We start from the raw sequence: 25,390 nt of genomic DNA, 5'->3' as shown, positions 1-25,390 counted from the left end.
GCGCCAGCGCACGCGTGACTGCGGGGATGGTGTCAGGCCAGCCCGAGCTGGTGCTGGATGGCCTCGAGCGTCGCGCCCTTCGTCTCCGGCACCATGGTGCGCACCCAGATCAGCTGCAGCACCATCATGATGCAGAAGAACGCGAACACGTAGCCGGGGGCGAAGGCCGTGACCATGCCGGGAAAGAACGTCGTGATCAGCGCCGCGAAGACCCAGTGCGTGGAACTGCCCAGTGCCTGGCCGGCGGCACGGTGCCGGTTGGGGAAGATCTCGGAGATGAACACCCAGATCACCGCGCCCTGCCCGATGGCGTGGGCCGCGATGAAGGCGAAGATGCACAGCGGCACGATCGCGAAGTGCTCCGTGAAGAACGCCCACGACACCAGGCCGAGCGAGGCGATGTAGCCGAACGACCCGATGTAGAGCAGCGTGCGGCGGCCGAGGCGGTCGATGAGCCAGAGGCCAACGAAGGTGAAGACGAGGTTCGTGACGCCGATGCCGATGGACTGCAGCAGCGCGGCCTTGTCACCCAGCCCGGTGAGCTCGAAGATGCGGGGCGCGAAGTAGAGGATCGCGTTGATGCCCGAAAGCTGGTTGAAGAACGCGATCAGGAACGCGAGCAGGATCGGGCGGCGCAATTCACGGGTGAAGAACCGGCCGCCGGAGGCGGTCGCGGTGTCCGGCACCGAGATCTCGGCCGCGGTGGCCTCGATCTGCGCGTCGGTGGCACCGGGCTCGATCAGGCGCAGCACCGCCAGTCCCTTCGCGCGGTCCCCCGCCCGCGACAGCAGCCAGCGCGGGCTCTCGGGGATCGCCAGGCAGCACAGCGCGTACGCCAGCGACGGGAACGCTGCCACGCCCAGCATCCAGCGCCACGCGTTCTCGCCGGTGCCGGCCAGCAGCGCGTTGGACAGGAACGCCACCAGGATGCCGAAGACGATGTTGAACTGGAACATCCCCGTCAGCAGGCCGCGCCGGCTGGGCGGGGCGATCTCGGAGATGTACATCGGTGCCGCGATCGTGGAGGCGCCGATGCCGAGGCCGCCAAGCACGCGCGCGAGGATGAACGAGTACACATCGCCCGCCAGCGCCGACCAGATGGCGCCGACGAGGTAGAGCACGCCGATCACCAGCAGCGTGGGCTTGCGGCCGAAGCGATCTGCCGGCCACCCGCCGAAGAGCGCGCCGATGACGGTGCCGTAGAGCGCCGCCGCCATCGCCACGCCGTGCATGCCGGCGCCAAGACCCCACAGCGCCTGGATCTTCTGCTCCGCCCCGGAGATCACCACCGTGTCGAAGCCGAACAGGAACCCGGCAAGTGCGGAGGTGATCGACCAGAAGAGGATGCGCGGATTCATGGCGGCGGGTGCGTGGGATGGATGCGGCCGGCCCTGCGGGCCGGACCGGGCGACGAGCCGGTGATGGCGCCGGGCGTGGCGAGACCGCGCCTGTCAGCGGAAGCGCAGTGCCTTCAGGTAGCCGAAACTGGACGTGATCGACGCGAACGGATCAGCCGGGTTGTCGTGCTCGACATAGAAGTGCTTGATGTCGGCCACGCGCCGCTGCTCGAACAGCGCGCCGAACGGGATCACGCCCTGCCCCACCGGACGCATTTCCTTTCCCGGCGCCGCCGTCGAGTCCTTCACGTGCACCATCGGGAAGCGCCCGGGATAGCGCGCCCACCAGCTCACGGGATCCTGCCCGGCGAAGTGCATCCAGTAGAGGTCCATCTCGAAGACCACGCCGCTGCCCGCCGTGCGGTTCAGCAGGATCTCGTAGCCGGTCGTGTCGCCCAGCGGCTCGAACTCGAAGTCGTGGTTGTGGTAGCCGATGTTGATGCCGGCCGGCTGCGCGATGCGCTGCGCCGCCAGGAGCACGTCGGCGTGGGCGTTGTACTTCTCCGCCGAGCCGCGCTGGTTGGGCAGCAGCCAGGCCAGGTTGATCCACTTGTGCCCGATGTTCTGCGCATCCTCCACGAACTTCGGGAAGGTGGGCGCCTTCAGGTCGTCGAGCGAGACGTGCACGGACGGCGACGTGAGGCCATGGCTGCGCAGGCTCTCGCGCACCTGGGCAGCCGTCTGCCGGTAGTAGCCCGCGAACTCCACCTCGCGGAAGCCGATCTCCGCCACGCGGCCCAGGGTCCGGTCCACGCCGTCGCGCGCCATCGCATCGCGCACGGAGTAGAGCTGCACGCCGACACGCTTCAGCTTCGCGCTGGTGTCGGAGAGCAGGCCGTCACCCAGGGCACGGGCGGAACGGGGGGCAAGGGCGCCAGCGGCAGCGGTCAGGCCCAGCACCCGGAGGAAGTCTCGGCGGTCAGTCATGGCGCGGAAGACTGGCGCATGGACCGGGCATCGTAAAGGCTGGCCGCGGGCGTCGGTGCCCGCCACCGGACGGGCCGTCAGTCGCGTCGCGGCACGGGCCCCGGGGGCGTCGCCGGCGCCGGCTTCGGTGCCGCGAACGTCACCGGGTGGCCGAACATCCACTGCGCGTCCTTCCGCTGTGCCTGGGGCGTGGCAAGCATGTCACGCAGCACCGGCATCAGGTCGCGCTGCGTCGGCGTCAGCAGCGCGGCGGCAATCTCCGGCTGTTCCCAGAAGGCCACCCAGTAGCCCTTCTTCGCGGTCGCCGTGCTGTCGAGCGATGCCCTGGTCACGCGGCCACCGGCAAACTGCGCGAGGTACTGCCCCAGTTCCCCGTAGATCGCCCGCACGCGCTCGCCGAATGCCGCCTCGGCCCGCCGCAACTCCGCCACCTGCCCGGCGGAAAGGAAGAGCGAATCACTCTCGGCGAGGATCGCCGTGTGGATGCTCGACGTCTCCTGGAGGTAGAGTGAGGTGAGCGAGTCTGCGGACCGCGGTGCGTAGCGCCGCCCGACCTTCACCGGCGACAGGGCGCGACGCAACTGCTGGAGCTCGTAGTCGGTGGACAGGCGCAGCTGGATGTCGAGCGTGACGCGGAACGGCACCCGCAGTGTCGAGCGTGACGGCCGCGTCTCGGCGAAGCGGGGATTGATGTCGTAGCGGAATGCGCTGGCCGTGGCGTCGAACCCGCGCGGGACGAGCAGCACCGGATCCGGCACCGCCGCGCCTCCCCAGCCACGCAGGCCGCCGCCCCCGTGCACGAGCTGGTCCACACCCGCCAGCAGGTTCTCGAAGTACAGGCTCGCATTCAGCCGCTGCAGCACCTTCGGGAGCTGCGGACGGAACTGCGCGTTCAGCGTGGCCGTCCACGGGCCGCGGCAGCCGTTCCGCGGCGCGATTCGGCCGGCGAAGGCGACGAGGCAGGCGCGCGCCGTCGCGGAGCCCCCGGCCTGCAGCGCCGACAGCTGCGCGGCAAGCGCCACGTCACCTGCAGCGCCCGGGGCCGGCACGAACGCGCGGTCGCCGCTGCGTCCGTCACCGTTGATGTCCCCCTGCACCACCGGCGTGAACGGCAGTCCCGACTGCGCACGCGCGAACACGGTCGTGGTGCCGAGCTTCGGGACCGTGAACGCTCCCTGCAGCGTGGCGATGTGGCGCGCATCGCTCATCGACGGCGCCCACTCGCGGCGCGACGGGTCGCCGGCGGTGAGACCGTCGAAGCCGGGATACTGGCGACGTGAGGCCTGCAGCGTGTAGGAGACCGCGACGTAGAGTCCCAGCGGCACGTTCCGCATCCGGAACGGGTCCGGTGACAGCATGATCGTGGTCTGGCCACCATAGCCGCGCAGGTCACTGCCCCGCACGAGCACACGGCCGAAGTCAGGCGTGCGGCGTGAGCCGGCGGGTGACACCGCGCCAGTGGCGGCGTCGATGGCACCGCCGGGCACGTACACGGGACGCCCCGCCTCCTGCACCAGGGTGAACCACTGCACGCCGGCGAAGTTCGCGTCACGAACCGAAGGCTGCGACAGGTCCCATGACGCGAGGTTGTTCCAGCGCAACTGCAGCCAGTCGAAGTTGGTGTACCAGTCCAGCGAGGCACGCCACGAGCGTGGCACCTGATGGTTGGCCGCGAGCAGCGTGGCCGGCGGCGCGGCGTCGCTGAGCACGCCGCTCCCATCCACGCACGCGCGCGGCACCGCGGAAGGATCCTGCTGGAAGAGCGACCAGTCCGGCACCGGCACGGCGGCACCCGTGCAGAGCAGCGACTGCGCGCCACCGGACAGTCCCGTGCGCGACCGCGCCTCCGCCAGCAGGTCCGGGCGAAGGAGGTCGCGGAACTCCCCGATGCCGCCGCGGATCACGCCGCTGGTGGTGCGATAGAAGGTCCCCGATGGATTCATCGACATGCCGTTGCCGTTTTCCTTGGCGCGGCTGTAGCTGTACGAGAACCCGAAACGCGGGCTCACGTGCAGGGTGGCCGGTGCCCGCCCCGTCTGCACCGCCAACGCCTGCTCCAGTGCAGGATTCTGCGCCGGCGCCGCCGTGAATCCGTTGCCTTCCACGCGTGCGCCATACAAGAGGCTCAGGCGCTTCGTCGGATTCCACTGGTGCGCGACTGCCATCGCGGCGTTCCAGACGCTGCCGTCGCGCGTGGGCTGGGCCAGCGTCCGTGCAAAGGTCACCGGCCGGCCGGTCGCGAAGTCACTGATGGAGTTGAACCCGTACCGGCCGCGCAGGTCTGCCCCACCGTCCAGCGCGAGCGCATCGAACCGCCCCCAGCCGAACACCTTGAAGGTGTGGCGCCGGCCGCGTGCGTTCCAGGCGGTGAGGTGGCTCCCCTCGGCTGTCACCCGCGACTCACCGCGATCGAGGGACGCATTGCCGCCGAGGGCCAGCGATGCGATGCCATCGCCGTCGCTGCCGGTGGAGCGCACGAGCACGTCGGCACCGGGAAGCAGCACGTACGGCACCCCCCGTTCGCGTCCGAGGTTCACGCCGAGCCGGGTCTCATTCAGCACCCGCCGCCCGGCACCGGCGAAGGTGGTGGCCTGGAACTGCGCACCGAGGCGGCGATCGGTGGTCCGCCCACCCGACGACGGCGCGGCCAGCGGTGCGAAGCCGACCGCACCCTCGCGGGTGTAGTTCACGTATGTGGTGAGCTGGCGGGTGTTCAGCGAGTCGCGGATGTCGTCCATGCGTCCCAGCCACGTCACTGCGTTCCGGTCGCGCGCCAGCGGGATGCCGGTACCCGCGAGCGGCAGGCCAAGTGCAAGCGCCGCGGCCTGGAGCCGCGCGACGGAATCGCTGGCGACACCCGCCCCCAGCAGCGCAGACGCATCACCGGAGAGCAGCGTGGCGGGATCCGACGTCGTGCGCGAGAGCTCCAGCGCCACGTTGTAGGTGGCGATGCGCGGCACCAGGTAGCCGTTCGCGCCGGCGCTGCCGCGATACGCGCCGTACCGGGCGCCCAGTGCGCGACCCACTGCATCGGTGCCCTGCAGCGACGGCGTGTCGAAGGTGAGGAAGGCGTTCCGCTCCTGGTAGTTGCGGCTCCCGGCACCGAGTTGGACGTCGATGTTCGCGCCGGAGAAGCCGCCGCGCACCACATCGTAGGTGGCTCCGGTCACGCGCGTATCCACCCGGGCGGCACGCGGCAGCGTGCCGCCCGCCAGTGCCATGCCGTTCAGCGTGGTCAGGTTCGACTCGGCACCCGAGCCAAGGATGGAAGGGCCGTTCACGCCCTGCGTGACGCCGGGCGCGTTGCCGGCGAGCGCCGCGAGGTTGCCGGCCAGCGAGGGCGGAACCTGGCCGTTGACGCCATCGCGCCACCGCTCCGACGCGCCCGGCTCAGGCTCGACAGGACCGACATCGATCGACGCGCGTTCCGGCAAGGCGGCTGTGACCTTGACCGCCGCGAGCGTCGAGACGTCGTGTGCGAGGACGAAGTCCGCGACGAGTTCGCGTTCGCTCCCCTGGCGCTGGACGCGCCGCCGCGCGCTCCTGAGCCCGACCGCATTCACGGCGACGAGGTAGTCCCCGGTGCCGTTCTCGAAGTCCACGCGGTAGCGGCCCGCGCTGTCGGTGGCGACCTGCCGGAAGGCGCGATCGGGTCCCCGGGTGACGAAGACGGCAGCGCCGATGACGACGCGTGCGGAATCGTCCGTCACGCGGCCACGGATGATGTCGGTGCCGGACTGCGCGCCGAGCAGCGCGGCACTGGTGGACAGCAGCACGGCGAGACGGCGGACGATCGACGGCAGCATGGCTCCGAGGGCACGCGTTGGAAGGGACGACGTTCGGCCATCAGACGCGGGCCGGCACCGAAGGGTTGGCGCGGGTCGGCGCGGGTCGGCGCCGCGGACGCACCTTCACTACTGACTTATCCGTAGTTTGGCGCCCAACGCCCCTCTTGTCAACTGGTTTTCCAGTAGCGCGCGCCATCGGCCTCGTGGAACGCACCTCGCGCCCAGGCCCGCACGCAGACGCGCCGGACGGGCCGTCAGGCCGTCCGGCGCGCGAACCCCGGCACCGCGATCCGCGTCAGCGTGCGGGGGTCAGCACGATCTTCCGGTACTCCACCGCCGTGTGGTCGCCCTGCAGGTAGATCGGGCCCGGCTCGCCCTCGTTGCTGTCCAGCGCACCGCCGGTGATCCCGGGGATGTTCTGCATCGAGATCACGGTCTTGCCGTTGAGCACCACCGTGATGCGGCGGCCCACGAGCGTCACGTCATACGTCTGCCACTGGTCGGCCGGCAACGCGGCGTTCTCGTTCGGCACCAGGAAGCCATACACACCGCCGGTGTGCGTGCTCAGCGGCTCCATGCCATGGCTGTCCTCCACCTGCAGCTCGTGGCGGCCACGCAGGTAGATGCCGCTGTTGCCGTTCTTCGGCACCTTGAACTCCACATGGAGCTTGAAGTCGGTGAAGGTGCGCTCGGAGATGAGGTTCGCGCCGTTGCGGGCGTTGGTGAGGATGCCGTTGACGACGCTCCAGGCGCTGTTGGCACCGCTCGCCTTCCAGCCGGTGAGGTCGCGGCCGTTGAACAGGTTGACCGGCGCGCCCCAGCGCACCGGCCCGCTGCGCTCGAGCGTCGGGGCGCGCACACCGGTGAAGCTCGCCGACGACCCGTTCGGCTCGGTGATGGTGCCGCTCAGCTTCGTCCCGTCATAGGTGCCCTCGACGACCATGTCGCCCGCGCCCTGCTCCCACTGCGGCGGGATGGCGAAGCGGAAGCGGTTGCCCGTGTACTCCACCTTCGACACCGGCCGTGCACTGCCACCCGTGGAGACGAAGTACCCCACCAGCGACCGGTTGCCGGAGAGCTTGACCTCGAGCCAGGACGGTGCGGTGCGGTTCTCGCCGCGCGTGAGCGTGAGGTCCCAGCGCCCGATCATCTCCTCGCCCGGAATCGGCATGGCGGCAGTGGCGGTGAGGTGCTCGCCGGAAGCGACGGCGGGGGTGGCAAGCGAGAGCGCCAGTCCGAGGGCGGCAATACGTCGCATGGGTGGGGTACCGGGGGGAGCGTCGGGGAGCGGTCGGCGCCGCGGGGGGCGCTGGATTTCGTGTATTCTATCGGCGGTGAACACCAATGGCGCAATACGATCGTGGTACTGCGGAAAACGACGATACGATCAGCGCACTTGCGCGGCGGACGCAGCCACGCCGGGTCCATCCGGCACCGTGCGGGAACGCCCGCACGAGGCCCCCTCACCGCAGCCCGTCCCCCTCGAGCGCCGCCTCCAGAGCGGCCACCGCCGCCGGCGCATCGCCCCGTTCCCGCAGCAGCGCCAGCGTCGCACGCGACAGCACCTCGTACACGGCATCCTGCGGCGGCACCCCGTGCAGCGCCGTCGTGTGGGCCCGCACCGTCGCCACGTCGCCGCGCGCGATGGGACCGGTCAGCGCGTCCAGCGCCCGCGGCGCCGCGGCGAGGTTCTCCACGCTCGCCGCCATCAGCGCCCGCACCGCGCGGTGTGCCGCCGCCTGGTCCACACCGATCCGGGCCAGCACCCCCTCGGCCAGCGCCGCCAGCGTCACGGGAAAGTTGCTCGCGATGACAGCCGCCGCATGGTAGGCCGCGCGTTCGCCACGCGGGATCAGGATCGTCGTCGCGCCCAGCCGCACCGCCAGAAGGCCGGCCACCTCCAGCGCCCGCGCGTCACCCTCCACGCCGATCACCGATCCCTGCAACCGGAACGACGCCAGCGCCGGATCGAGCAGCGGCAGCAGCGGATGAAACGTCCCGCAGTGCATGCCGGCGCCCGCCAGCCGCTCGCGCGCCGGCGGCTCGGCGCTCCCGCTCACCTGCAGCACGACGGTGCCCGGCGGAACCGCATCGCCGATCCGCAACCCATCCAGCGCGCCGTCGAGCTGCCCGTCCCGCACCGCCACCAGGATCACCGGCGACGCGGCCAGCGCCTCGGCCCGTGACATGAACACCGGCGGACCATGCTGTTCCACGATGCCCACGCGATCCAGCAGCGTATGCGGCACGCCGGCGGCGCGGAATGCGGCGGCCAGTGCTCGCCCCGCCCGTCCCGCCCCGAGCAGCACCACCGGCTCCAGCGAACCGGTCGTCGCGGTCACGAGCGACCGCCCGCCTTGCTCGGGTGCTCCGCGCTCGCGCGCACCAGCAGCGCATCGCGGCCGGGCGCATCCCGCAGCAGCGTCAGCGCGCGCTGCATCACCGGGTCGTCGGCGGTGCGGCGCGAGAACTCCGCATCACGCCCGAACACGTAGCGCGTGACCTCGTAGCCGATCAGCCGGTCAACCACCGCCGCGTTCTCCTCGAACGCCGAGTCGGCCACCACGGCGCCGCGCGCCCGCACACCAGCCAGCAGCTCCGCGCGCATCGCCGGCGTCACCGCGAACGTCGTGCTGCTCAGCGCTCCGCTCGACTTGAGGCTGAGGGCCAGCGCGGTGAGCGCGTCACGGAAGGTCGGCACGGCGCGGCCGAGCACCGACTGCAGGATCGCGCCCTGCTCGATCGCCGCGCTGTCGCGCGCCAGGACATCGGGGGTGATGCCACCGCCGCCATACACGATGCGCCCCTTGTCGGTGCGGAACGCCTTCCGCTTCGCGACCATCGAGTCCACCTCGCTCGTGAGCGAGTCGGGCGCGGCGGCGGCCCGGCGCGGCGCAACCGGCTCCATCGTCGCATGGCGGATCGAGATGCTCCGACCCACCGGCGTGAACCAGAGCGAGGTGGTGAGCTTGAGCGCCCCCGTCGGGCCGGCCTCGAACACGCTCTGCGCACTGCCCTTGCCGTAGGTGGTGCTCCCGACGACGACGGCGCGGTCATGGTCCTGCAGCGCACCGGCGACGATCTCCGCCGCGCTCGCACTGCCGCGGTCCACCAGCACCACGATCGGCAGCGACGGCCACTTCTGCGGGAGCTTGTCGGTGAAGGTCTGGTTCGACTCGGGTGTGCGCCCGCGAAGCGTGACGATCTCCTGCCCCGGGTCGAGGAAGAGGTCACTCACCGCCGCGCCCTGCTGCACCAGCCCGCCCGGGTTGCCGCGCAGGTCCAGCACCAGCGACGCCATGCCCAGCGCCAGCAGCGAGTCCACGCCGGCCGCCACCTCCTCGGCCGTCGAATCACTGAAGACACTGACATCCAGATATCCGACCCGCGACGGCAGCATCGCGATGCGCTGCACCGCACTGACGCGGATCACCTGCCGCGTGAGCGTGAAGGTGAGGCGTCCGTCGACGCCGAGCCGCTCGACGGTGAGCACCACCCGCGAGCCGGCGGCACCGCGCAGCTTGAGCAGCGCCTCCTCCGACGTCAGCCCCTTGGTGTCCATCGCGTCGATCCGCACCACGCGGTCACCCGTCATCAGGCCCGCCGCCTCCGACGGTGAGCCGGGCAGCGGCGCGATCACGGTGATCCAGCCGTCACGCACGTCCACGCGCAGGCCGAGGCCGGCGTACTGCCCGGTGGTCTGCTCGCGGAACCGGCTGAGGCGATCGGCCACGAGGAACACCGAGTGCGGATCGTGCAGCTCGTCGACCATGCCCAGCGTCGCCATGTGCCAGAGCGAATCGGGAGGCAGCGAATCCACGAACCGGTTCTGCACCGCGTCCAGCACCTGCGAGAAGAGCCGGCGCCCGTCCACGACGGTGGGCTCGTCGGTGCGCAGGCTGCGGCCCATCAGCCAGCCCCCGGTGCCGAGGGCCACACCAAGGACGGTGGCGACAGTGAGGCTGCGGCGCAGGTTCATGCCGTATGGACCGCGTGCGGGCTGCAGTGTTCCACGATGATCTCCATCAGCCGCGCCGTCACGGCGTCCACCGCACCGTCGGCGGGGACGGCGACGATCGGGCCACATTCGGGATGCTGCGCCTGCCAGGCCGGTGTCGCCGCCGCCGTGTAGGCCGCTGCCACGCGCCCGTCGAACGCCGCGCCGTAGCGCTCGAGGCGATCGGCCGATCCGCGCAACGCGCGCCGCGCCCGCGCCGCCTCCGGCGACAGGGCGAGCAGCAGCGTGAGGTCGGGCACGAGCCCGCCGGTGGCGAGGGTGTTGGCGGCGCGCACGAGGGCGTCGTCCAGTCCGTGCCCCGCGATCTGGTACGCGTACGTGGAGACGAAGAAACGATCGGCCACCACCCAGCGGCCGGCCGCCAGCGCCGGCCGCACCGTCTCGGCGACCACCTGCGCGCGGGCCGCGAGGAAGAGCATCACCTCGGTGGCGGGGCTGATGGCCGAGTCGGGGTGCAGCAGCAGCTGGCGTACCTGCACGCCGACCTGCGTCTGGCCCGGCTCGCGGATGGTGACCACGGTGCGCCCCGCCGCGCGCAATGCGTCGGCCAGGAGCGGCAGCTGCGTCGTCTTGCCGACGCCGTCGCCGCCCTCCAGCACGATCAGCCGTCCGCGCACGGCAGGATCAGGCATCACCGCCAGGATCCGCTGGTCACGACAGCGTGATGATCTTGCTCACCGCACCCGTGCGGATCCCCTCGGAGATCCACTCGTTCACGCGCATCATCAGCTTGTCGAAGTTCGTCTGGGCCACGATCGCGCGCTGGTAGACCTCCTTCGTCTCGAGGCCGCGCAGCAGCGTGTCCAGCTCCTCCTCCATCTCGGCGGGGGGATTCTCCTCGCGCTCGATGAACTGCTGCGCCTCGCCGCGCAGCTCGGAGAGGCGGCGGAGCACCGCCGTCGCCTCGCTGTCGCCGGTGAGGGCGTCGTTGGCGCGCTTGAGCGCCTGATACTCCGCCGACTGGCCGATCTGCCGGCCCAGGTCCTTGGCCTTTTCCTCGAGCATGTCCTGTCCACTGCAGGGGGATGCGCAGGCCCGGACGGCCCGCGGTCCTGCGGAAGTTACTCCGATCCGGTGCCGGTGGCGCGGGTCGACGCGTGGTCCGACCCGGCCGGCGCGCCATGGGTTGCCGCGCTGCGGCGGGCCACCACGAACCGGTCGCGGCCGAACGCATCGGGGACCACCCGGGCCCCCTCCCAGTCGGGCGGGGCCAGACAGCCGAGCGCCTCGCCCGGCCGGCGGGCGTCGACCTCCAGGAGCAATGCGCCACCGGGGACGAGGCGCGCCGACGCCTGGGCGACCAGCGCGCGGATCACCGCCATGCCGTCGTCGCCGCCGAAGAGGGCCAGCGCGGGCTCATGGTCGCGCACGGAGGCCGGCAGCGCGTCACGCTCATGGAGCGCGATGTACGGTGGGTTCGACACGATCACGTCCACCATCGTGTCGCCGAGGGGCTCCAGCAGGTTGCCGGCCAGGAACTGCGTCCGCGCGTACTGCCGGCGCAGCAGGGCACGGGCGTTCATCTCGGCCACGTCGATCGCACCGGGGGAGAGGTCGGTGCCGATGACGCGCGCCGCCTGGCTCTCCTGCGCGAGCGCGAGGGCGATGGCGCCGGAACCCGTGCCGACATCCACCACCGTGCTGCCCGCCGCGATCAGCGGCAGCGCGAGCGTCACCAGCTCCTCGGTCTCCGGCCGCGGGATCAGCACGCGCTCGTCCACGTGCAGGAACAGGTGCCGGAAGGCCGCGCGTGAAGTGGCGTAGGCGAGTGGCGCACCCGCGAGGCGGCGCACGACGGCATCGCTGGAGGCGTCGATGAGCAGGTCGATCGTCTCGTCGCCGGCGTGCGTGGTGGTCCACGAGCGGGGGGCGTCGTGCAGTGCCGCGAGCAGTTCGCGGGCCTCGCCGAGCGGGTCGTCGAAGACACCGGCGAGGCGCGCGGCGATCTGGTCGCGCAGCTCGGCCACGGTGCGCGGCCGCCCGCCGTCAGCCACCCAGCCGCTCCTTCACTTCCGCTTCCTGCAGCGCCTCGATGAACGGCTGGATGTTGCCGTCCATCACGGCCTGCACGCCGTGCATGGTGAAGCCGATGCGGTGGTCGGTGATGCGGTCCTGCGGGTAGTTGTAGGTGCGGATCTTGGCCGAGCGGTCGCCGGTGCCGACCTGCGAGCTGCGCATCTTCGAGCGCTCGGCCTCGAGGGCGGCGAGGCGTGCGTCGAGCAGGCGTGAGCGGAGCACCTGCATCGCCTTGATCTTGTTCTGGAGCTGCGACTTCTGGTCCTGCTGGCTGACGACGATGCCGCTCGGGATGTGGGTGATGCGCACGGCCGAGTCGGTGGTGTTGACGCTCTGGCCACCGGGGCCTGAGGAGCGGAAGACGTCGATGCGGAGGTCCTTGTCCTCGATCGTGACGTCGACCTCCTCGGCTTCCGGCAGCACGGCGACGGTGGCGGCGGAAGTGTGGATGCGCCCCTGGGTCTCGGTGGCGGGCACGCGCTGCACGCGATGCACCCCCGATTCCCAGCGCATGGTGCCGAAGGCGCCGCTGCCGTCGATGCGGGCGATCACTTCCTTGATGCCACCGAGGGTGCCGTCGGACATGGACATGACCTCGATGCGCCAGCCCTGTCGCTGGAAGAAGCGCTCGTACATGCGCCAGAGGTCGGCGGCGAAGAGGGCGGCCTCGTCGCCGCCGGTGCCGGCGCGGATCTCGATGATGGCGGGGCGATCGTCGAGCGGGTCGCGGGGGATGAGGAGCGGGTGGAGCGCGGTGTCGAGCGCCGCGAGTCGCGCCTCGAGCGCGGCGACCTCGACCGCGGCTTCGGCGGCGAACTCCGGGTCGTCACCGGCGGCCATCTCGCGGGCGTCGGCCAGTTCCTGCTCGAGCTGGCGGATGTCGGCGGCGTGGCGCACGATCTCCTGCAGCCGCTGGTGCTCCTTGCCGAGGCTGGCGAGGAGACGGGGGTCGCGGACGGTGCGCGGGTCGAGCAGTTCCTGTTCCACGACAGCGGCGCGGGCGATGGCGTCGTCGAGGCGATCGCGGAGGCTCATCGGGGCCGGGCCGGCCGCACTGGCGATTGCATAAGTCCAAGGAAACAAACAGCTTGGGCCGCTGAACTCAAGCGCGGAACCGGTGTATATTGCAGTGTCGGGTGATGTCCGTCGTCACGGTCGCGGTCTGATCGCGGCGGGTCTGATCCGGCAGCCTGCACTGGGTACATCATGGCAGGCCATCCTCTTTCAGGAGTCGTACATGCGTGTCCCACTGGCTCGTCGCACATGGTCGTCCATCGGGGCGGCCGTCCTGCTCGGGCTGGCTTTCGTGGCGCAGCCTGCGGTGGCTCGTGCGCAGGCCACGCCGCCGCTCAAGATCAGCGTCTCGATCCAGCGGCAGGCGACAGGCCCGATCATCACGATCACGGGCTCGAACTTCACGCCGAACGGTGCGGTGCGGCTGACGGGTTCCCCGCCGCCGAACACCAGCCAGGCGATTGCGTTCGGCCCGATCAAGGCCGATGCGAGCGGGGCGTTCAGCGTGCGCAAGGAGATGACGTGCACGTCGCAGGCGCAGGACGACGGGTTCCTGGAGGTGACGTTCACGGCGACGGACGAGACCAGCGCGCGCCGGAGCACGGCGCGGGAGAATGCGACGCCGTGGATCTGCCGGTAAGGCGGCCGTAGCCGGAGCCGTATGACGTGGAGCGCCCCCCGACCGTGAGACCTGGTCGGGGGGCGCTCTGTCGTCGTGGCGGTGTCGCGTGCGGGATCAGCGTGGTGTGCGGCGGCGGCGTGTGGCGAGCGTGGCGAGGACCAGGAGGCCGGTGCCGAGGAGGGTGCTGGTGGCGGGTTCGGGGACGATGGAGGGGTCGGAGGCTGCGGGGGCGAAGTCGGCGCGGAAGATCGCATCGAGTGTGACCGGTGCGGTCCAGGTTGCGTCCAGGAGCGCCGCGAGATCTCCCGTGACAGGGGACGAAATGACCAGGCTTCCGCCTGCATTCACGTTGCGATCGACGTACCGGAGTTGCCCGAGCGCCGCCGGGGCTGCGCGGCGACGGTCGTTCACGGGGACGACGTTCAAGGGGACGGAGATCTTGAACGCGACCGGGTTCAAGGGGACGGAGATCTTGCGTTCAAGGGGACGGAGATCTTGAACGCGACCGGGTTCAAGGGGACGGAGATCTTGCGTTCAAGGGGACGGAGATCTTGAACCGCGCTCCACCTAACGTTGCAAGTATTCGATGTCGCACGCGTCGCTTTCGCTGGACACGCGCGCGGGTCGCGCGACAGACTCGAGACGTCATCACGCGCCATCGCCCAATCCGGCCGCATCGTTCACGTCCTCGCAGGATCCCGACATGGCACGCTGGCCGCGGCTGATCGCCCCCGGACTTCCCATCCACATCACACAGCGCGGTCACAACCAGGATCGCACGTTCCTCGACGAGCTGGACTTCGCGTGCTATCGCGAATGCCTGCTCGAGTCCAGCAGGCGCTACGCGTGCGCGATCCACGCATACGCGCTGATGTCGAACCACGTCCACATGCTCGTGACTCCGCGCGGAGTCGGAAGCGCGGCCAATCTCATGCGCAGTATCGGCAGTCGGTATGTCCGCTATTGGAACAAGCGGCATCGCCGCACTGGAACCCTATGGGAGGGGCGTTTCAGGTCCGCGCTCGTGGGTGACGACCAATACCTGCTCCGTTGCTGCCGGTACATCGACATGAATCCAGTGAAGGCGGGGATCGTGCACCATCCTGCCGAGTACGAGTGGTCGAGTTACCGCGCGCTGGCGCTGGGCGACAGGGATGAGCTCGTGTCGCCGCACCCGACGTACACGGCCCTCGACACGATCACGGAGGCGCGACGGGCATCGTACGCCGCGTACTGTGCGGAGCAACTCGATGAAGCGCGCGTGCTCGAGATCCGGCGAGCCACTCGTGGTGGGACGGCGCTCGGCAACAGTGCACGGCTCGACGATCTCGAACGTCACCTGAACCGCCCGGTACGTCGGCTTGCGCATGGTGGGGATCGTCGGCACCACCAGTCGTCCTGGATCGCGGTAACGGGCCTCGCACAGCTTCGGTGCCACTAGTGGCGTGTCGTGCCACAGACGGTCCGGTCAAGATCTCCGTCCCCTTGAACCGACGTCGCGTTCAAGATCTCCGTCCCCTTGAACTCGAGATCCGCGTCCCCTTGAACCGACCTCGCGTTCAAGATCTCCGTCCCCTTGAACTCGAGATCCCCGTCCCCTTGAACTCCGTCGCGTTCAAGATCCCCGTCCCCTTGAACTCAAGATCCCCGACCCCTTGAAGCAGGCCCCGCGAAACACCCCGATCCACCACAACGCCCCCGGCCAGGTCTCCCCGGCCGGGGGCGTCACACCAGCACGAACAGCCCTGCGCGACTCAGGCCGCCATGGCGCGCCGACGACGTGACACGATCCCGCCCAACGCCAGCAGCCCGGCACCCAGCAGCGCGGTCGTCGCCGGCTCCGGCACCGTGCTCATGCCGCCGGCGATCGAAATACCGTCGATGCCCATGTACGACTTGGCACCATCCCCGAGCTGGAACGCGATCGTGTGCGTCGCCGACGTGGCGAGGAAGCTCAGGGTCTGCAGCGTCCAGCCCGGCGCGAGGGGCAGGTCCGCGCCCGAATCCATCGCCACGCCGTCGATCAGCATCTCGAAGAAGTTCGTGGCCACGTAGCCGAAGTCGGCGGCACCGAAGTTCGACGCGTAGAAGTTCACGGTGTACGTCTGCCCGACCGTGAAGCCCGACACCGACTGCGAGAACCGCTCGACGAAACCGGTGGCCCCTTCGCCACCCACGCCGACCCAGGTGCCGCCGTCCGGGCTGGGGCTCGGCGCGGCGCCGAAGCCCAGCGCGCCCGGCACACCGACGTTGTTGTTCTCGTCCATGGTGTCAGGCGAGCCAGCCTCGAGCGTCCACCCGGTCGGGACGCCGCCATTGTTGATCGGGCCCGTGAGCGAGCCGTTCGTGAACGCCTGACCGCTGAGCGGTGCGGCAACTGCAAGCAACCCGATCAGGGCCGCAAATCGGCTGGAACGCATTGGAACTCCTGTACGAATGAGACTGCGTGGCGCGGTGCGCAGTCCCTGACCCATCAGGTTGTGTGCCAGCCGCTCCAGTCCCGTTTGGTGCGGAAACCACTGCGCATCGGAGCAAAATCCGGACGAACCTTCCGCTTTCGGCGTTTTCCGCTGTGGACACGAATCAACACCACCGGGCGCGGACGCAACGACCAACCACGGGCCGCGCCGCCCACATTGGCGGAAACTCACAAACGAAGCCGAGGTTGTTTTATGCAGCGCGGGCCGCACGAACACGTCACAGCAGGCTCGTGCGCATGTGTGATCGCACGTGCGATGGCACACGTGCGATGGCACACGTGCGTGCTCACCCGCCCTCGGCACCGCGGCGCCGCACCTCGACCGTGGGGCGACGCAGCAACGCCACCAGCTCGTCGATCGCGACCGGCTTCGTGAAGTGCGCATCGAAGCCGGCACGCTCGGCGCGCGCGCGATCGGCGGCGGACCCCCAGCCCGTGAGTGCCACCAGCACGAGCGCGTCGCTCCCGGGAAGCGACCGCAGCACCTGGCAGAGTTCGTACCCGTTCATGCCCGGCAGCCCGTTGTCGAGCAGCGCGACGTCCGGCGCATGCCGCGTCACGGCGGCGATCGCCTCGGTGGCGTCGTACGCCACCTCGACGTCCATCCCGGAGAGGCGGAGCAGCGTCGCCAGCGAGTCGCAGCCGTCGCGATTGTCGTCCACCACCAGCACCCGCCGGTGCACCGCACCGTCATAGCCGTCACCCTGCACCGAAGGCGCCGGTGACGCGGGCTCGTCGGCCATCACCGGCAGCCGGACGGTGAACTCGGTGCCCTGCCCGGGGCCGTCGCTGTGCACCGTGATCTCGCCGCCGTGGAGCGTCACCAGCGCCTTCGCCAGCGAGAGCCCGATGCCGAGCCCGCCCTGCGACCGCTCCAACGCCGACTCGACCTGCCCGAACATCTCGAACACCCGGGGCAGGTCCGACACCGCGATGCCGATGCCGGTGTCGCGCACGCGCAGGAACAGGTCGCCGCCCGCCACCGCCGCGGTGACGGTGATACGCCCACCGGGCTCGGTGTACTTCGCCGCGTTCGTGAGCAGGTTGCCGAACACCTGCGCCAGCCGCATCGCGTCCGCATCGACGAACACCGGCGCCTCGCCGAGGCGGATCTCGAGCCGGTGCTGCGCGGCATCGAGCAGCGGGCGCGCCGTCTCGATGGCCTGGTGCAGCACCGCCGACAGCGCCACCCGCCCGCGCCGCAGGTCGAGCTTCCCGCTCGAGATGCGCGAGGCGTCGAGCAGGTCGTCGAGCAGCCGCGACATGTGCCCGACCTGCCGGTCGATAACCTCCGTGCACCACACCATCTGTGGATCGTCATATCCCTTGAGGCGCTGCACCGCGACCGCGTTCCGGATCGGCGCGAGCGGGTTCCGCAGCTCGTGGGCAAGGGTCGCGATGAAGTGGTCCTTGCGGGTGTGCGCCTCCCGCAGCGCGCGCTCCACCTGGCGCGGCCGCGTGATGTCCTCGAAGACGGTGTACACCTCGTACGGCGTGTCCTCGCCGGGCCGGATCAGCGGCACGGCGTCGACCCGCAGCCAGCGGTACTCGTTCCGCTCCCAGTTGAAGACACCCATCACCACGCCGCGTACGGGCTGGCCGGTGCGCTGCGCCACCGCCGACGGGTGCTCCACACCCGGGAACAGCGTGCCATCCTCACGGATGGTGTTGCGCTCCTCCTGCACGGGGTGGCTGCCAAGGAACTCCGCCCGCGGCCGGCCCAGGATGCGCTCGGCCGCCGGGTTGAGCGCGATGATGCTGCCGTCCGCGGCATGGTGCATCACCCCCTGGAGCATCGTCTCCGCCAGCAGCCGGTAGCGCGCCTCGCTGGCACGCATCTCGTCCGCCGTCAGGGTGTCGGCGGCAACGGCCGTCCCGATGCTCGCGGCACCGGTGCGATCGCGATTCATGCTTCCCCCGGGATTGGGTCCAGCCGCACCGCGCCGGCGATCGCGCTCACGGGTCGCGCGGAACCACCACCGCGGACCGCCGCCGGTGACGATCCGCCGCATGCGCCACCGCCGCATGCCCGGGCAGCAGCAGCGCCGCCAGTTCCAGCGCACTCCCCCCGTGCCCGAGCAGCACCGCGCCGGCGGTCCCCACCACGGCAATCACGAGCAGCCACCGCAGCGCGCTGCGCACCGCCGTCGACACGCCGCCGCGCAGCGCCATCACCGCCGCAACCGTGCCCAGCAGCCACGCCGGACTCACGAGGGCCACGCTGGGATTGTTCGCCATGAATACGTGACGCGTGGCGAACCACGCAAGCAGCAGCACGGTCCCGATCACGGCACAGGCGACACCCCAGCCAGCCATCGCGAGCGCCGCACCCACGCGACCGAGCATCGTCAGGCCGAGCAGCACGAGCCCCAGCACCACGCCGACGAACGCAGCCAGCCCCAGCTTCGGGGACACCGTGCGCGGCTCGGGCTCGCGCGCGGCACGGAAGAGGGTGTCGATCGGTCCCGCCAGCGGGCGTGCCGGCAGCCCATCCGCCGCCGGCAGCTCGATGCGGCTCACCGACTCCGACAGCGACTGCGGCAGGAACGCCTCCTCCCAGCCGTTCAGCGGCGCATCCGCATCCACGCCGAGCACGAGCTGGCTGCCGAAGTAGAGCGGAGCGCTGTAGGCGAGCTCACGCCGCGTGTGCCAGCGGTAGCTCCCCTGGCCCGGCTGCGCCGTCATGGCCGCGCGCAGCACGCCCCCGGTCACGGCATCCAGCGCATCGCGCACGCGCGTGCTGCAGTTGTCCCGGTAGTAGTCGTACCGGTACCACTTGTTCGCCTCCGTCGCATTGTCGGCGAGCATGGCCACCAGGCGCGCCTTCTGCGCCGGCGTGAGCGCCAGCTCCTGCACCACCATCGTGCGGTTGAGCGCCTGGTACTGCGCGTTCGACTGCTCCAGCGTCATCGGCGCCATCCAGTACTTCGTGTCGCCGGTGAGGAAGCGACCGATGAAGTTCGGCTGCTGGAAGTCGAACATCCCCCAGTTGTAGACCAGGGGCTGGCCGGCCGCATCATCCCAGACGATGAGCGCGTTGTGCCCGAACTTCTCGAAAACCTCGGTGCCCTGCCCGATCGTCAGCAGCAGCACCGGCTTCGTGTTCCAGTCGATGGGGCGCTGCCCGGCCACCGCCGGCGCGAGCGCGGCAAGGACAGCCAGGCCCGCCATGCCCTGCCGCATGGTGCGCCGCACCGCGCGCATCACAGCCGGACTTCCTTCCCCTCTTCCGCACTCCGGTAGATCGCCTCGACCAGTCGCTGCACGACGACCTGGTCCACCGGCGGCTCGTATGCCACGTCGCCGTGCAGCACTGCGGCGAAGTGCGCGAGCTCGGCGCGATAGCTCTGGATGAAGGCACTGTCGCGCTGCGCGGCGCCGGTAGGCGACACATCCACCGCGCGGCCATTCAGCTCCTTCACCACGCGCAACGGGGCGAGCCGGGCGGTGCCCTTGCTCGCCAGCACCTCGAACCACCAGCGATCCTCCTCGCCGACGTAGCCCCACGCGGTGTCGATCGCGACGCTGAGCCCCGAGGCGTACTGCACGTGCACGTACATCGCATCCTCCACCGCACGCAGGCCGCTCCCGCGCTCCATGCTGGCGGTCACGCGCACCGGCTCGGGGAAGTCGGCCAGCCAGCACGCGAGGTCGAGGAGCGGCACGCCCTGGTCGAGGAAGATGCCACCGCCCGCCTCGGCACGGCGCGAGCGCCAGCCGGCGTCGCCACGACGCGTCTTGTATGCACCGGCGCGGATGCCGATCAGCCGCCCGAGTTCGCCGCCGTGGATGAAGCTCTCGAGGTTCTGCACCTCGGTGCGGAAGCGGTGGTTGTGCCCCACCACCACCTTCATCTCGTACTTCTCCGCCGCCGTCAGGATGCGCTCGACGCCCTTCGTCGTGAGCGCGAGCGGACGCTCGCAGAGCACGTGCCGCTTCGCCTTCAGGGCGCTGAGCACGTGGGGCTCGTGGAGGTGGTTCGGGGTCGAGATGAGCACCGCATCGAGCTCCTCGAACTCGAGCAGCTCCTCGATGTCGGTGAAGGTGTCCGGGATGCTGAAGCGGTCCGCGAGGGCGCGCACCTTGGCGCTGTCGTTGTCGCAGAGCGCCGCCAACTGCACACCGCGCATCTTCGAGAGCACGGGCAGGTGGGCAAGCTGGGCAATGGCACCCGCGCCAATGACACCGATTCGGAGGGCTGGCTTGGAGGACATTCCTGAAATGTAGGCGGGTTCGACACCGCACCGGTGGTCGGCGCGGTGCCGCGCGCGGCCTAGAGCAGTGGGGCGAGCCGCGTGCCCGGGTAATATGCCGCGAGGATCGCCCGGGCGTCCTGCCCCGCCCGCGACCGCCCGATGGCCCCCCACTGGGACATGCCCACGCCATGGCCGTTGCCGACGCCGCGCAGCACCACCTGCGGGCCGGCCTGCTCGATCGAGAAGTTGGTGCTGGGCAGGATGGCCCCCCCGCTGCGGAGGACGAACCGGATGTCGTTGCCGTGGAGCACGGCCCGGCCCGCCGCCGTCTCGATGACAAGCTCGGTCACGCGACCGGAGGGACCGCGTGCGGTCACGCGCACCGCATGCACCATCCCCCCACCCGACACGCCGGCCGACCGTCCGTGCCGGGCCAGCAACTCGGAAATGTCGTCGAGCGAGAAGCGGCGCTCCCATTCCCGGCCGCCCCCGACGTCGCAGAAGCAGCCGCCGCCCGGCACACGGTCATCCACCGGCCGCAGGTACGGTGTGCCGCTCCGCTGCTTCCAGAACACCTCCTCCGCCGCCGCCGTGATCGGCCCGCCCTGCGAATGGTACGGCGCCGAGATCACCTGGTCGGACCAGGTCAGCACCAGGCCGCGGGTCGCTCGCACGGCCTCGTCGGTCTCGGGCTTCTCGGCCGACAGGCCACCATACACCTGATCCGAGACCGTGGCCGTCACGTCGTACAGGGCACGCCGCTCGGCCATCCGCGCCGCGGCGTACGAGCGGGCCGCCACCGCCTGCGCCTGCAGCGCGGCACGGTCACGCGGGTCGCGTGACCCGAGTTCGCCCGGCAGCACGCCGCGCAGGTACTCCTCGAGGTCCACCCGGTTGACCACCGCGACACCGCCACCGTCCGGCACGAAGTCGATGGTGCCCCGGTAGCGCCGGCCGTTCCAGACCGCGGTGCCCAGGATCCCGCCGGCGGGCGCCGCGGTCGTCCGGCCGAGCAGGACGCGGATCGTCAGTCGACCATCCTGCCGCGCCGCCGCCGCAGCCGGCAGCGTGTGGACAGCACGGTCGGTGTGCGGGGGCAGGGCCGTGCCGGTGCAGAGCGCCACGCCGAGCAGGGCGCGGCGCGACAGGGCGTGGCGGGGGAAGGGCTTACGTGCGTGCGACGGTGATGGCATCGGCAAGTCGTTCGAGCGTGTCGGCGACGACGTCGTCACCGTGGGCCGCGCTCATGAATGCCGCCTCGAAGGCCGACGGTGCGAGGTACACACCGCGCTCCCGGGCAGCATGGAAGAACCGGTTGAACAGGGCCACGTCCGACTGACGGGCCTCGGCAAACGTCGTGACCGGCCCGGGGTGGAAGAAGAAGCCCCACATCGAGCCGGCGGATGACGCCGTGAAAGGGACGCCTGCGCGGGCCATGATGTCACGCATCCCCTGCACCAGCGCCGAGGTCCGGCGCTCGATGATGCGGTGGAGGTCGGGGGTCAGGGCGGTGAGGGTGGCGAGGCCTCCGGCCATGGCCAGCGGGTTGCCGCTCAGGGTGCCGGCCTGGTACACCGACCCGCTCGGCGCCACCTGCTGCATCAGCTCCCGCCGTCCGCCGTAGGCCGCCACCGGCAACCCGCCGCCGATGACCTTCCCGAAGGCCGTCATGTCCGGGGTGACACCGAAGCGCTCCACCGCCCCGCCCCACGCGATGCGGAAGCCGGTCATCACCTCGTCGAACACCAGCAGCGCCCCCGTCTCGTCAGCGATCTGCCGCAGGCCCGCGATGAACCCCGGCACCGGCTCGATGAAGCCGGCGTTGCCGATGATCGGTTCGAGGAAGATCGCAGCCAGCGGCACCTGGGTCGCGATGGCGCGCACGGCGTCCAGGTCGTTGAACGGCGCCGTGTACGTCATCGCCGCCAGCGCCGCCGGCACGCCCGGCGAGTTCGGCAGGCCGAGCGTCGCGACACCGGAGCCGGCCTTCACGAGGAAGGAGTCGGCGTGGCCGTGATAACATCCCTCGAACTTGAGGATCGCATCGCGTCCCGTCGCCGCGCGCGCCACACGCGCGATGCTCATCGCCGCCTCGGTGCCGCTGCTGGTGAAGCGCAGCATCTCGATGTGCGGCATGCGCTGCACGATCAGCTCCGCGAGCTGCACCTCGAGGCCGGTCGGGATGCCGAAGCTCGTGCCCCGCCGCATCACGTCGTCCAGCGCGTCGAGCACCACCGGCGCGGCATGCCCCAGCACCAGCGGGCCCCAGCTCAGCACGTAGTCGATGTAGCGATTGCCGTCGGCATCCCAGATGTACGGCCCCTCGCCGCGCTGCACCACGAACGGCTCGCCACCCACGCCGCCGAACGCACGCACCGGCGAGTTCACGCCACCGGGGAAGAGTTCACGCGCACGCGCCATGATGGCATGCGACTGCGCCGACACGAAGTCCGTCATCGTCCGAAGCTCCCGATCGTGGATGTGCCCATCAACGGCAACGTGCGCGATGCGGCAGCGGCGATGACCTTCGCCGGCGGCAGCAGCACGAGGCCCGTGGGTGATGCAATGAAGTCGAAGTCGTCCACCACCTCACCGATCTCCGCCTCGACCAGCGACCCGGCGGGGGCATCGGTGTACACGTAGGTCACGCCATCGATGTCGTCGGCCTGCCACGGCGCACGCGCGACGGCCGGCTGATCGTCCGTGCCGGCGCGGTCGACCAGCAGGTGCACCGTGCGCCCGACGTGCCGCTCGTAGCGCTCGGCCGTGATCCCGCCCTGCAGCCGCTGCAACGCGTCGATCCGCTCGTACTTCACCTCGTCGGGCACGTCGTCGGGCAGCAGCGCGGCGGCGGTGCCCTCCTGCGCACTGTACGTGAACGCCCCCACGCGATCGAACTGCATCTCGGCCAGGAAGTCGAGCAGGATCTCGAAGTCCTCGTCGGTCTCACCGGGAAAGCCGACGATGCAGGTGGTGCGGATCGTCAGGTCCGGCACGGCATCGCGGAACCGCGCCACCTTCTCGGCCACGACCGTGCGACGCTCGGGGCGACGCATGCGGGTCAGCACCGCATCGCTGCCATGCTGCACCGGCATGTCGAGGTATGGCAGGATGCGCGGGTTGTTCGCGACGACATCGAGCAGGCGCGGGGTGATGCCGGCGTTGTAGAGGTAGAGGTTCCGGAACCAGGGGATCTCCGTCTCGCGCAGCAGCGCCTCGAGCAGCTCGGGGAGCGCGGTGCCATCGCGCCGGTCGCGTCCGTAGTGCGCAAGGTCCTGGGCGACGAGGTTCACCTCGCGCGCGCCCTGCAGCTCGAGCAGCTGTGCCTCGCGCACCACATCCTCCAGCGCGAAGCTGCGATGCCTGCCGCGCATGAGCGGAATCGCACAGAATGCGCAGCCGTGATCGCACCCCTCACTGACTTTCAGGTAGCGCACGTGTGGTGCGTCGCCGGCGAAGACGCGCTCCCCGGGATGGGGCATCGGCGCGGCATCGACCAGCCCGCGCTGCTGCAGCTCGGGGATCAGCCGGTCGACGTCGGTGGTGCCCAGGAAGAGGTCCACCTCGGGGATGGCCTCGGCGAGCTCATCCTTGTGGCGCTGGACCATGCACCCGAGGGCGACCACGGCCTGACAGGCGCCCTCGACCTTGTACCGACCGGCGTCGATGATGGCGTCGATCGACTCCTTCTTCGCGGCGTCGATGAAACCGCAGGTGTTGACGACGATGACCTCCGCGAGGGCGAGATCATCCGTGTGCTCACCTCCGTAGGCAGCGAGCTGAGCCAGGTAGCGCTCGGTGTCCACGGTGTTCTTGTCACAGCCGAGCGTGATGAAGCCGATTTTCATGGGGTGAACTTACCGGCGCCGGGGTTGGCCGGAAGCGAACGGGCGTCAGAACGATGCGAGCCGCAGGCATATATTCACGTGCCACCGGCAACAAACTCCCGCTCTCGCGCGCATGAGCCAGCTTGGCCTCGAACAGAAGATTGCCGCCATCCGCCGCTTCACCCGGTTCTTCGGGCAGCGCCTGAGCGCGCTGGAAGCGGGCCCGGCCGGCAGCAGCTACTCCGCCACCGAGATTCGGGTGCTGACGGAGCTTGCCGCGAGTGAGGCGCGGACGGTGACGGCGCTCAGTCGCGGCCTTGGCCTGGATGCGGGCTACCTGAGCCGGGTGATCCGCCGGCTGGAGCAGACGGGGATCGTCGCAAAGTCCGCCGACGCCAGTGACAGCCGCCAGCAGCCCCTGTCGCTGACCGAGGCGGGCCGTGCCGAGGTCCGGACGATCGAGGCCATCACCACGGCGCGGTACGCGGCGCTCGTGCGGACGCTGCCCACGCACATCCATGCGCCGCTGCTCGATGCCATGGAGCGCATCGAAGGGGCGTTCGGCACCGACGTGCCGGCGCGTGATCCCGCGCCCTGGCTGTTGCGCCCGCACCGCCCGGGCGACATCGCGTACGTGACGCAGCGCACGATCGCGTCCGTCATGGAGGAGTTCGAGTTCAACGCGGCCTATGAGATCGCGCGGCTGGAGAAGTCGGCCGCGTTCCTGTCGCAGTTCGACGCGGAGCGTGACTGCGCCTGGGTGGCGGAGCGCGACGGGGTGGTGGTAGGCTGGGTGCTGGTGGAGCGGGCGGATGCGAAGGTGGCGCGGCTGTCGCTGCTGCACGTGGAGAGCCAGGCGCGTGGCATCGGCATCGGGCGGCGGCTGATCGCTGAGGCGATCCAGTTCGCGACGCGGGCGGGGTATGCGACGCTGCGGGTGGAGCTCTTCGACCCGATGAAGACGGCGCGGCTGCTGGTGCACGGGGCCGGCTTCAACCACACGGGGGAGTCGCCGCACGTGGGGTACGGACGGGCGATGCACCGGCAGGAGTGGGAGCTGCGGCTGAGGGTGTTGTCGCTGGGGTGACAACCGCGTGCCCACGTGG

The 25,390-nt window shown here is 70.5% G+C and carries 21 protein-coding genes; 3 read left to right on the top strand and 18 right to left on the bottom strand.

Annotated features, from left to right (window positions below):
- Nucleotides 1-32: 32 nt before the first annotated feature.
- From IT355_18125 to prfA, 10 genes are all read right to left on the bottom strand, one after another.
- On the bottom strand, nt 33-1,358 hold the full coding sequence (locus IT355_18125; GenBank protein ID MCC7055197.1) for a sugar porter family MFS transporter: 1,326 nt from the start codon (nt 1,356-1,358) through the stop codon (nt 33-35).
- 93 nt (nt 1,359-1,451) lie between these two features.
- The gene (locus IT355_18120) at nt 1,452-2,324 is read right to left on the bottom strand and encodes a sugar phosphate isomerase/epimerase (protein MCC7055196.1); all 873 of its coding nucleotides are present in this window, start codon (nt 2,322-2,324) and stop codon (nt 1,452-1,454) included.
- A gap of 77 nt (nt 2,325-2,401) precedes the next feature.
- Nucleotides 2,402-6,130 (bottom strand): carboxypeptidase regulatory-like domain-containing protein, encoded by a 3,729-nt coding sequence (locus IT355_18115; GenBank protein MCC7055195.1) that lies wholly within the window; start codon nt 6,128-6,130, stop codon nt 2,402-2,404.
- A gap of 277 nt (nt 6,131-6,407) precedes the next feature.
- On the bottom strand, nt 6,408-7,370 hold the full coding sequence (locus IT355_18110) for a DUF1080 domain-containing protein (protein MCC7055194.1): 963 nt from the start codon (nt 7,368-7,370) through the stop codon (nt 6,408-6,410).
- Between the two features lie 205 nt (nt 7,371-7,575).
- Nucleotides 7,576-8,454 (bottom strand): DUF2520 domain-containing protein, encoded by an 879-nt coding sequence (locus IT355_18105; protein ID MCC7055193.1) that lies wholly within the window; start codon nt 8,452-8,454, stop codon nt 7,576-7,578.
- Nucleotides 8,451-10,091 (bottom strand): S41 family peptidase, encoded by a 1,641-nt coding sequence (locus IT355_18100; GenBank protein ID MCC7055192.1) that lies wholly within the window; start codon nt 10,089-10,091, stop codon nt 8,451-8,453. The genes IT355_18105 and IT355_18100 overlap by 4 nt, the downstream gene beginning before the upstream one ends.
- A complete protein-coding gene (tmk, locus tag IT355_18095; GenBank protein ID MCC7055191.1) occupies nt 10,088-10,762 on the bottom strand; it encodes a dTMP kinase in 675 nt (224 codons plus the stop codon). Before tmk ends, IT355_18100 begins: the two co-directional genes overlap by 4 nt.
- A 19-nt stretch (nt 10,763-10,781) precedes the next feature.
- A complete protein-coding gene (locus IT355_18090) occupies nt 10,782-11,135 on the bottom strand; it encodes a YlbF family regulator (protein MCC7055190.1) in 354 nt (117 codons plus the stop codon).
- Nucleotides 11,136-11,191: 56 nt separating this feature from the next.
- A complete protein-coding gene (prmC, locus tag IT355_18085) occupies nt 11,192-12,124 on the bottom strand; it encodes a peptide chain release factor N(5)-glutamine methyltransferase (GenBank protein ID MCC7055189.1) in 933 nt (310 codons plus the stop codon).
- A complete protein-coding gene (gene prfA / locus IT355_18080; GenBank protein MCC7055188.1) occupies nt 12,117-13,181 on the bottom strand; it encodes a peptide chain release factor 1 in 1,065 nt (354 codons plus the stop codon). Before prfA ends, prmC begins: the two co-directional genes overlap by 8 nt.
- Before the next feature lie 202 nt (nt 13,182-13,383).
- On the opposite strand from prfA, the gene IT355_18075 reads away from it, so the two are divergent.
- Nucleotides 13,384-13,800, top strand: coding sequence for an IPT/TIG domain-containing protein (locus IT355_18075; GenBank protein ID MCC7055187.1), 417 nt, complete (start codon nt 13,384-13,386; stop codon nt 13,798-13,800).
- Nucleotides 13,801-13,896: 96 nt separating this feature from the next.
- Here the strand turns inward: IT355_18075 and IT355_18070 are convergent, their stop codons facing one another.
- A complete protein-coding gene (locus IT355_18070; protein MCC7055186.1) occupies nt 13,897-14,208 on the bottom strand; it encodes a PEP-CTERM sorting domain-containing protein in 312 nt (103 codons plus the stop codon).
- A 277-nt stretch (nt 14,209-14,485) separates the two neighbouring features.
- On the opposite strand from IT355_18070, the gene IT355_18065 reads away from it, so the two are divergent.
- Entirely contained in the window at nt 14,486-15,223 is a 738-nt protein-coding gene (locus IT355_18065) for a transposase (GenBank protein MCC7055185.1), read from the top strand.
- A 313-nt stretch (nt 15,224-15,536) separates the two neighbouring features.
- Here the strand turns inward: IT355_18065 and IT355_18060 are convergent, their stop codons facing one another.
- The 7 genes from IT355_18060 to rimO form a co-directional block, all read right to left on the bottom strand.
- Entirely contained in the window at nt 15,537-16,202 is a 666-nt protein-coding gene (locus IT355_18060) for a PEP-CTERM sorting domain-containing protein (protein ID MCC7055184.1), read from the bottom strand.
- A 346-nt stretch (nt 16,203-16,548) separates the two neighbouring features.
- Nucleotides 16,549-18,171, bottom strand: coding sequence for a response regulator (locus IT355_18055; protein MCC7055183.1), 1,623 nt, complete (start codon nt 18,169-18,171; stop codon nt 16,549-16,551).
- A 46-nt stretch (nt 18,172-18,217) separates the two neighbouring features.
- Entirely contained in the window at nt 18,218-19,465 is a 1,248-nt protein-coding gene (locus tag IT355_18050) for a DUF4105 domain-containing protein (GenBank protein MCC7055182.1), read from the bottom strand.
- Nucleotides 19,465-20,475 (bottom strand): Gfo/Idh/MocA family oxidoreductase, encoded by a 1,011-nt coding sequence (locus tag IT355_18045; protein MCC7055181.1) that lies wholly within the window; start codon nt 20,473-20,475, stop codon nt 19,465-19,467. The genes IT355_18050 and IT355_18045 overlap by 1 nt, the downstream gene beginning before the upstream one ends.
- 59 nt (nt 20,476-20,534) lie before the next feature.
- Nucleotides 20,535-21,650 (bottom strand): SpoIID/LytB domain-containing protein, encoded by a 1,116-nt coding sequence (locus IT355_18040; protein MCC7055180.1) that lies wholly within the window; start codon nt 21,648-21,650, stop codon nt 20,535-20,537.
- Complete coding sequence (gene hemL, locus IT355_18035) at nt 21,625-22,914, bottom strand: glutamate-1-semialdehyde 2,1-aminomutase (GenBank protein ID MCC7055179.1); 1,290 nt, start codon at nt 22,912-22,914, stop codon at nt 21,625-21,627. Before hemL ends, IT355_18040 begins: the two co-directional genes overlap by 26 nt.
- Complete coding sequence (gene rimO, locus IT355_18030) at nt 22,911-24,305, bottom strand: 30S ribosomal protein S12 methylthiotransferase RimO (protein MCC7055178.1); 1,395 nt, start codon at nt 24,303-24,305, stop codon at nt 22,911-22,913. The genes hemL and rimO overlap by 4 nt, the downstream gene beginning before the upstream one ends.
- A 112-nt stretch (nt 24,306-24,417) precedes the next feature.
- Here rimO and IT355_18025 point away from each other — a divergent pair, with 112 nt between their 5' ends.
- Entirely contained in the window at nt 24,418-25,371 is a 954-nt protein-coding gene (locus tag IT355_18025; GenBank protein ID MCC7055177.1) for a GNAT family N-acetyltransferase, read from the top strand.
- The last annotated feature ends 19 nt before the right edge of the window (nt 25,372-25,390 follow it).

Source organism: Gemmatimonadaceae bacterium, assembly GCA_020851035.1.
Classification (GTDB): Bacteria; Gemmatimonadota; Gemmatimonadetes; order Gemmatimonadales; family Gemmatimonadaceae; genus JACMLX01.
Note: the sequence above shows the minus strand (reverse complement) of the source record. Positions and strands in the feature narration are given on the sequence as shown.

Excerpts from the sequence above, each read along its gene's own strand:
- IT355_18055 (MCC7055183.1), bottom strand. The coding sequence starts at position 18,171 with ATGAATCGCGATCGCACCGGTGCCGCGAGCATCGGGACGGCCGTTGCC.
- hemL (MCC7055179.1), bottom strand. The coding sequence starts at position 22,914 with ATGACGGACTTCGTGTCGGCGCAGTCGCATGCCATCATGGCGCGTGCG.
- IT355_18125 (MCC7055197.1), bottom strand. The coding sequence starts at position 1,358 with ATGAATCCGCGCATCCTCTTCTGGTCGATCACCTCCGCACTTGCCGGG.
- IT355_18120 (MCC7055196.1), bottom strand. The coding sequence starts at position 2,324 with ATGACTGACCGCCGAGACTTCCTCCGGGTGCTGGGCCTGACCGCTGCC.
- IT355_18115 (MCC7055195.1), bottom strand. The coding sequence starts at position 6,130 with ATGCTGCCGTCGATCGTCCGCCGTCTCGCCGTGCTGCTGTCCACCAGT.
- prfA (MCC7055188.1), bottom strand. The coding sequence starts at position 13,181 with ATGAGCCTCCGCGATCGCCTCGACGACGCCATCGCCCGCGCCGCTGTC.
- tmk (MCC7055191.1), bottom strand. The coding sequence starts at position 10,762 with ATGCCTGATCCTGCCGTGCGCGGACGGCTGATCGTGCTGGAGGGCGGC.
- IT355_18110 (MCC7055194.1), bottom strand. The coding sequence starts at position 7,370 with ATGCGACGTATTGCCGCCCTCGGACTGGCGCTCTCGCTTGCCACCCCC.
- IT355_18060 (MCC7055184.1), bottom strand. The coding sequence starts at position 16,202 with ATGCGTTCCAGCCGATTTGCGGCCCTGATCGGGTTGCTTGCAGTTGCC.
- IT355_18075 (MCC7055187.1), top strand. The coding sequence starts at position 13,384 with ATGCGTGTCCCACTGGCTCGTCGCACATGGTCGTCCATCGGGGCGGCC.
- IT355_18090 (MCC7055190.1), bottom strand. The coding sequence starts at position 11,135 with ATGCTCGAGGAAAAGGCCAAGGACCTGGGCCGGCAGATCGGCCAGTCG.
- IT355_18045 (MCC7055181.1), bottom strand. The coding sequence starts at position 20,475 with ATGTCCTCCAAGCCAGCCCTCCGAATCGGTGTCATTGGCGCGGGTGCC.
- IT355_18050 (MCC7055182.1), bottom strand. The coding sequence starts at position 19,465 with ATGCGCGCGGTGCGGCGCACCATGCGGCAGGGCATGGCGGGCCTGGCT.
- IT355_18025 (MCC7055177.1), top strand. The coding sequence starts at position 24,418 with ATGAGCCAGCTTGGCCTCGAACAGAAGATTGCCGCCATCCGCCGCTTC.
- IT355_18040 (MCC7055180.1), bottom strand. The coding sequence starts at position 21,650 with ATGCCATCACCGTCGCACGCACGTAAGCCCTTCCCCCGCCACGCCCTG.
- rimO (MCC7055178.1), bottom strand. The coding sequence starts at position 24,305 with ATGAAAATCGGCTTCATCACGCTCGGCTGTGACAAGAACACCGTGGAC.
- IT355_18100 (MCC7055192.1), bottom strand. The coding sequence starts at position 10,091 with ATGAACCTGCGCCGCAGCCTCACTGTCGCCACCGTCCTTGGTGTGGCC.
- IT355_18065 (MCC7055185.1), top strand. The coding sequence starts at position 14,486 with ATGGCACGCTGGCCGCGGCTGATCGCCCCCGGACTTCCCATCCACATC.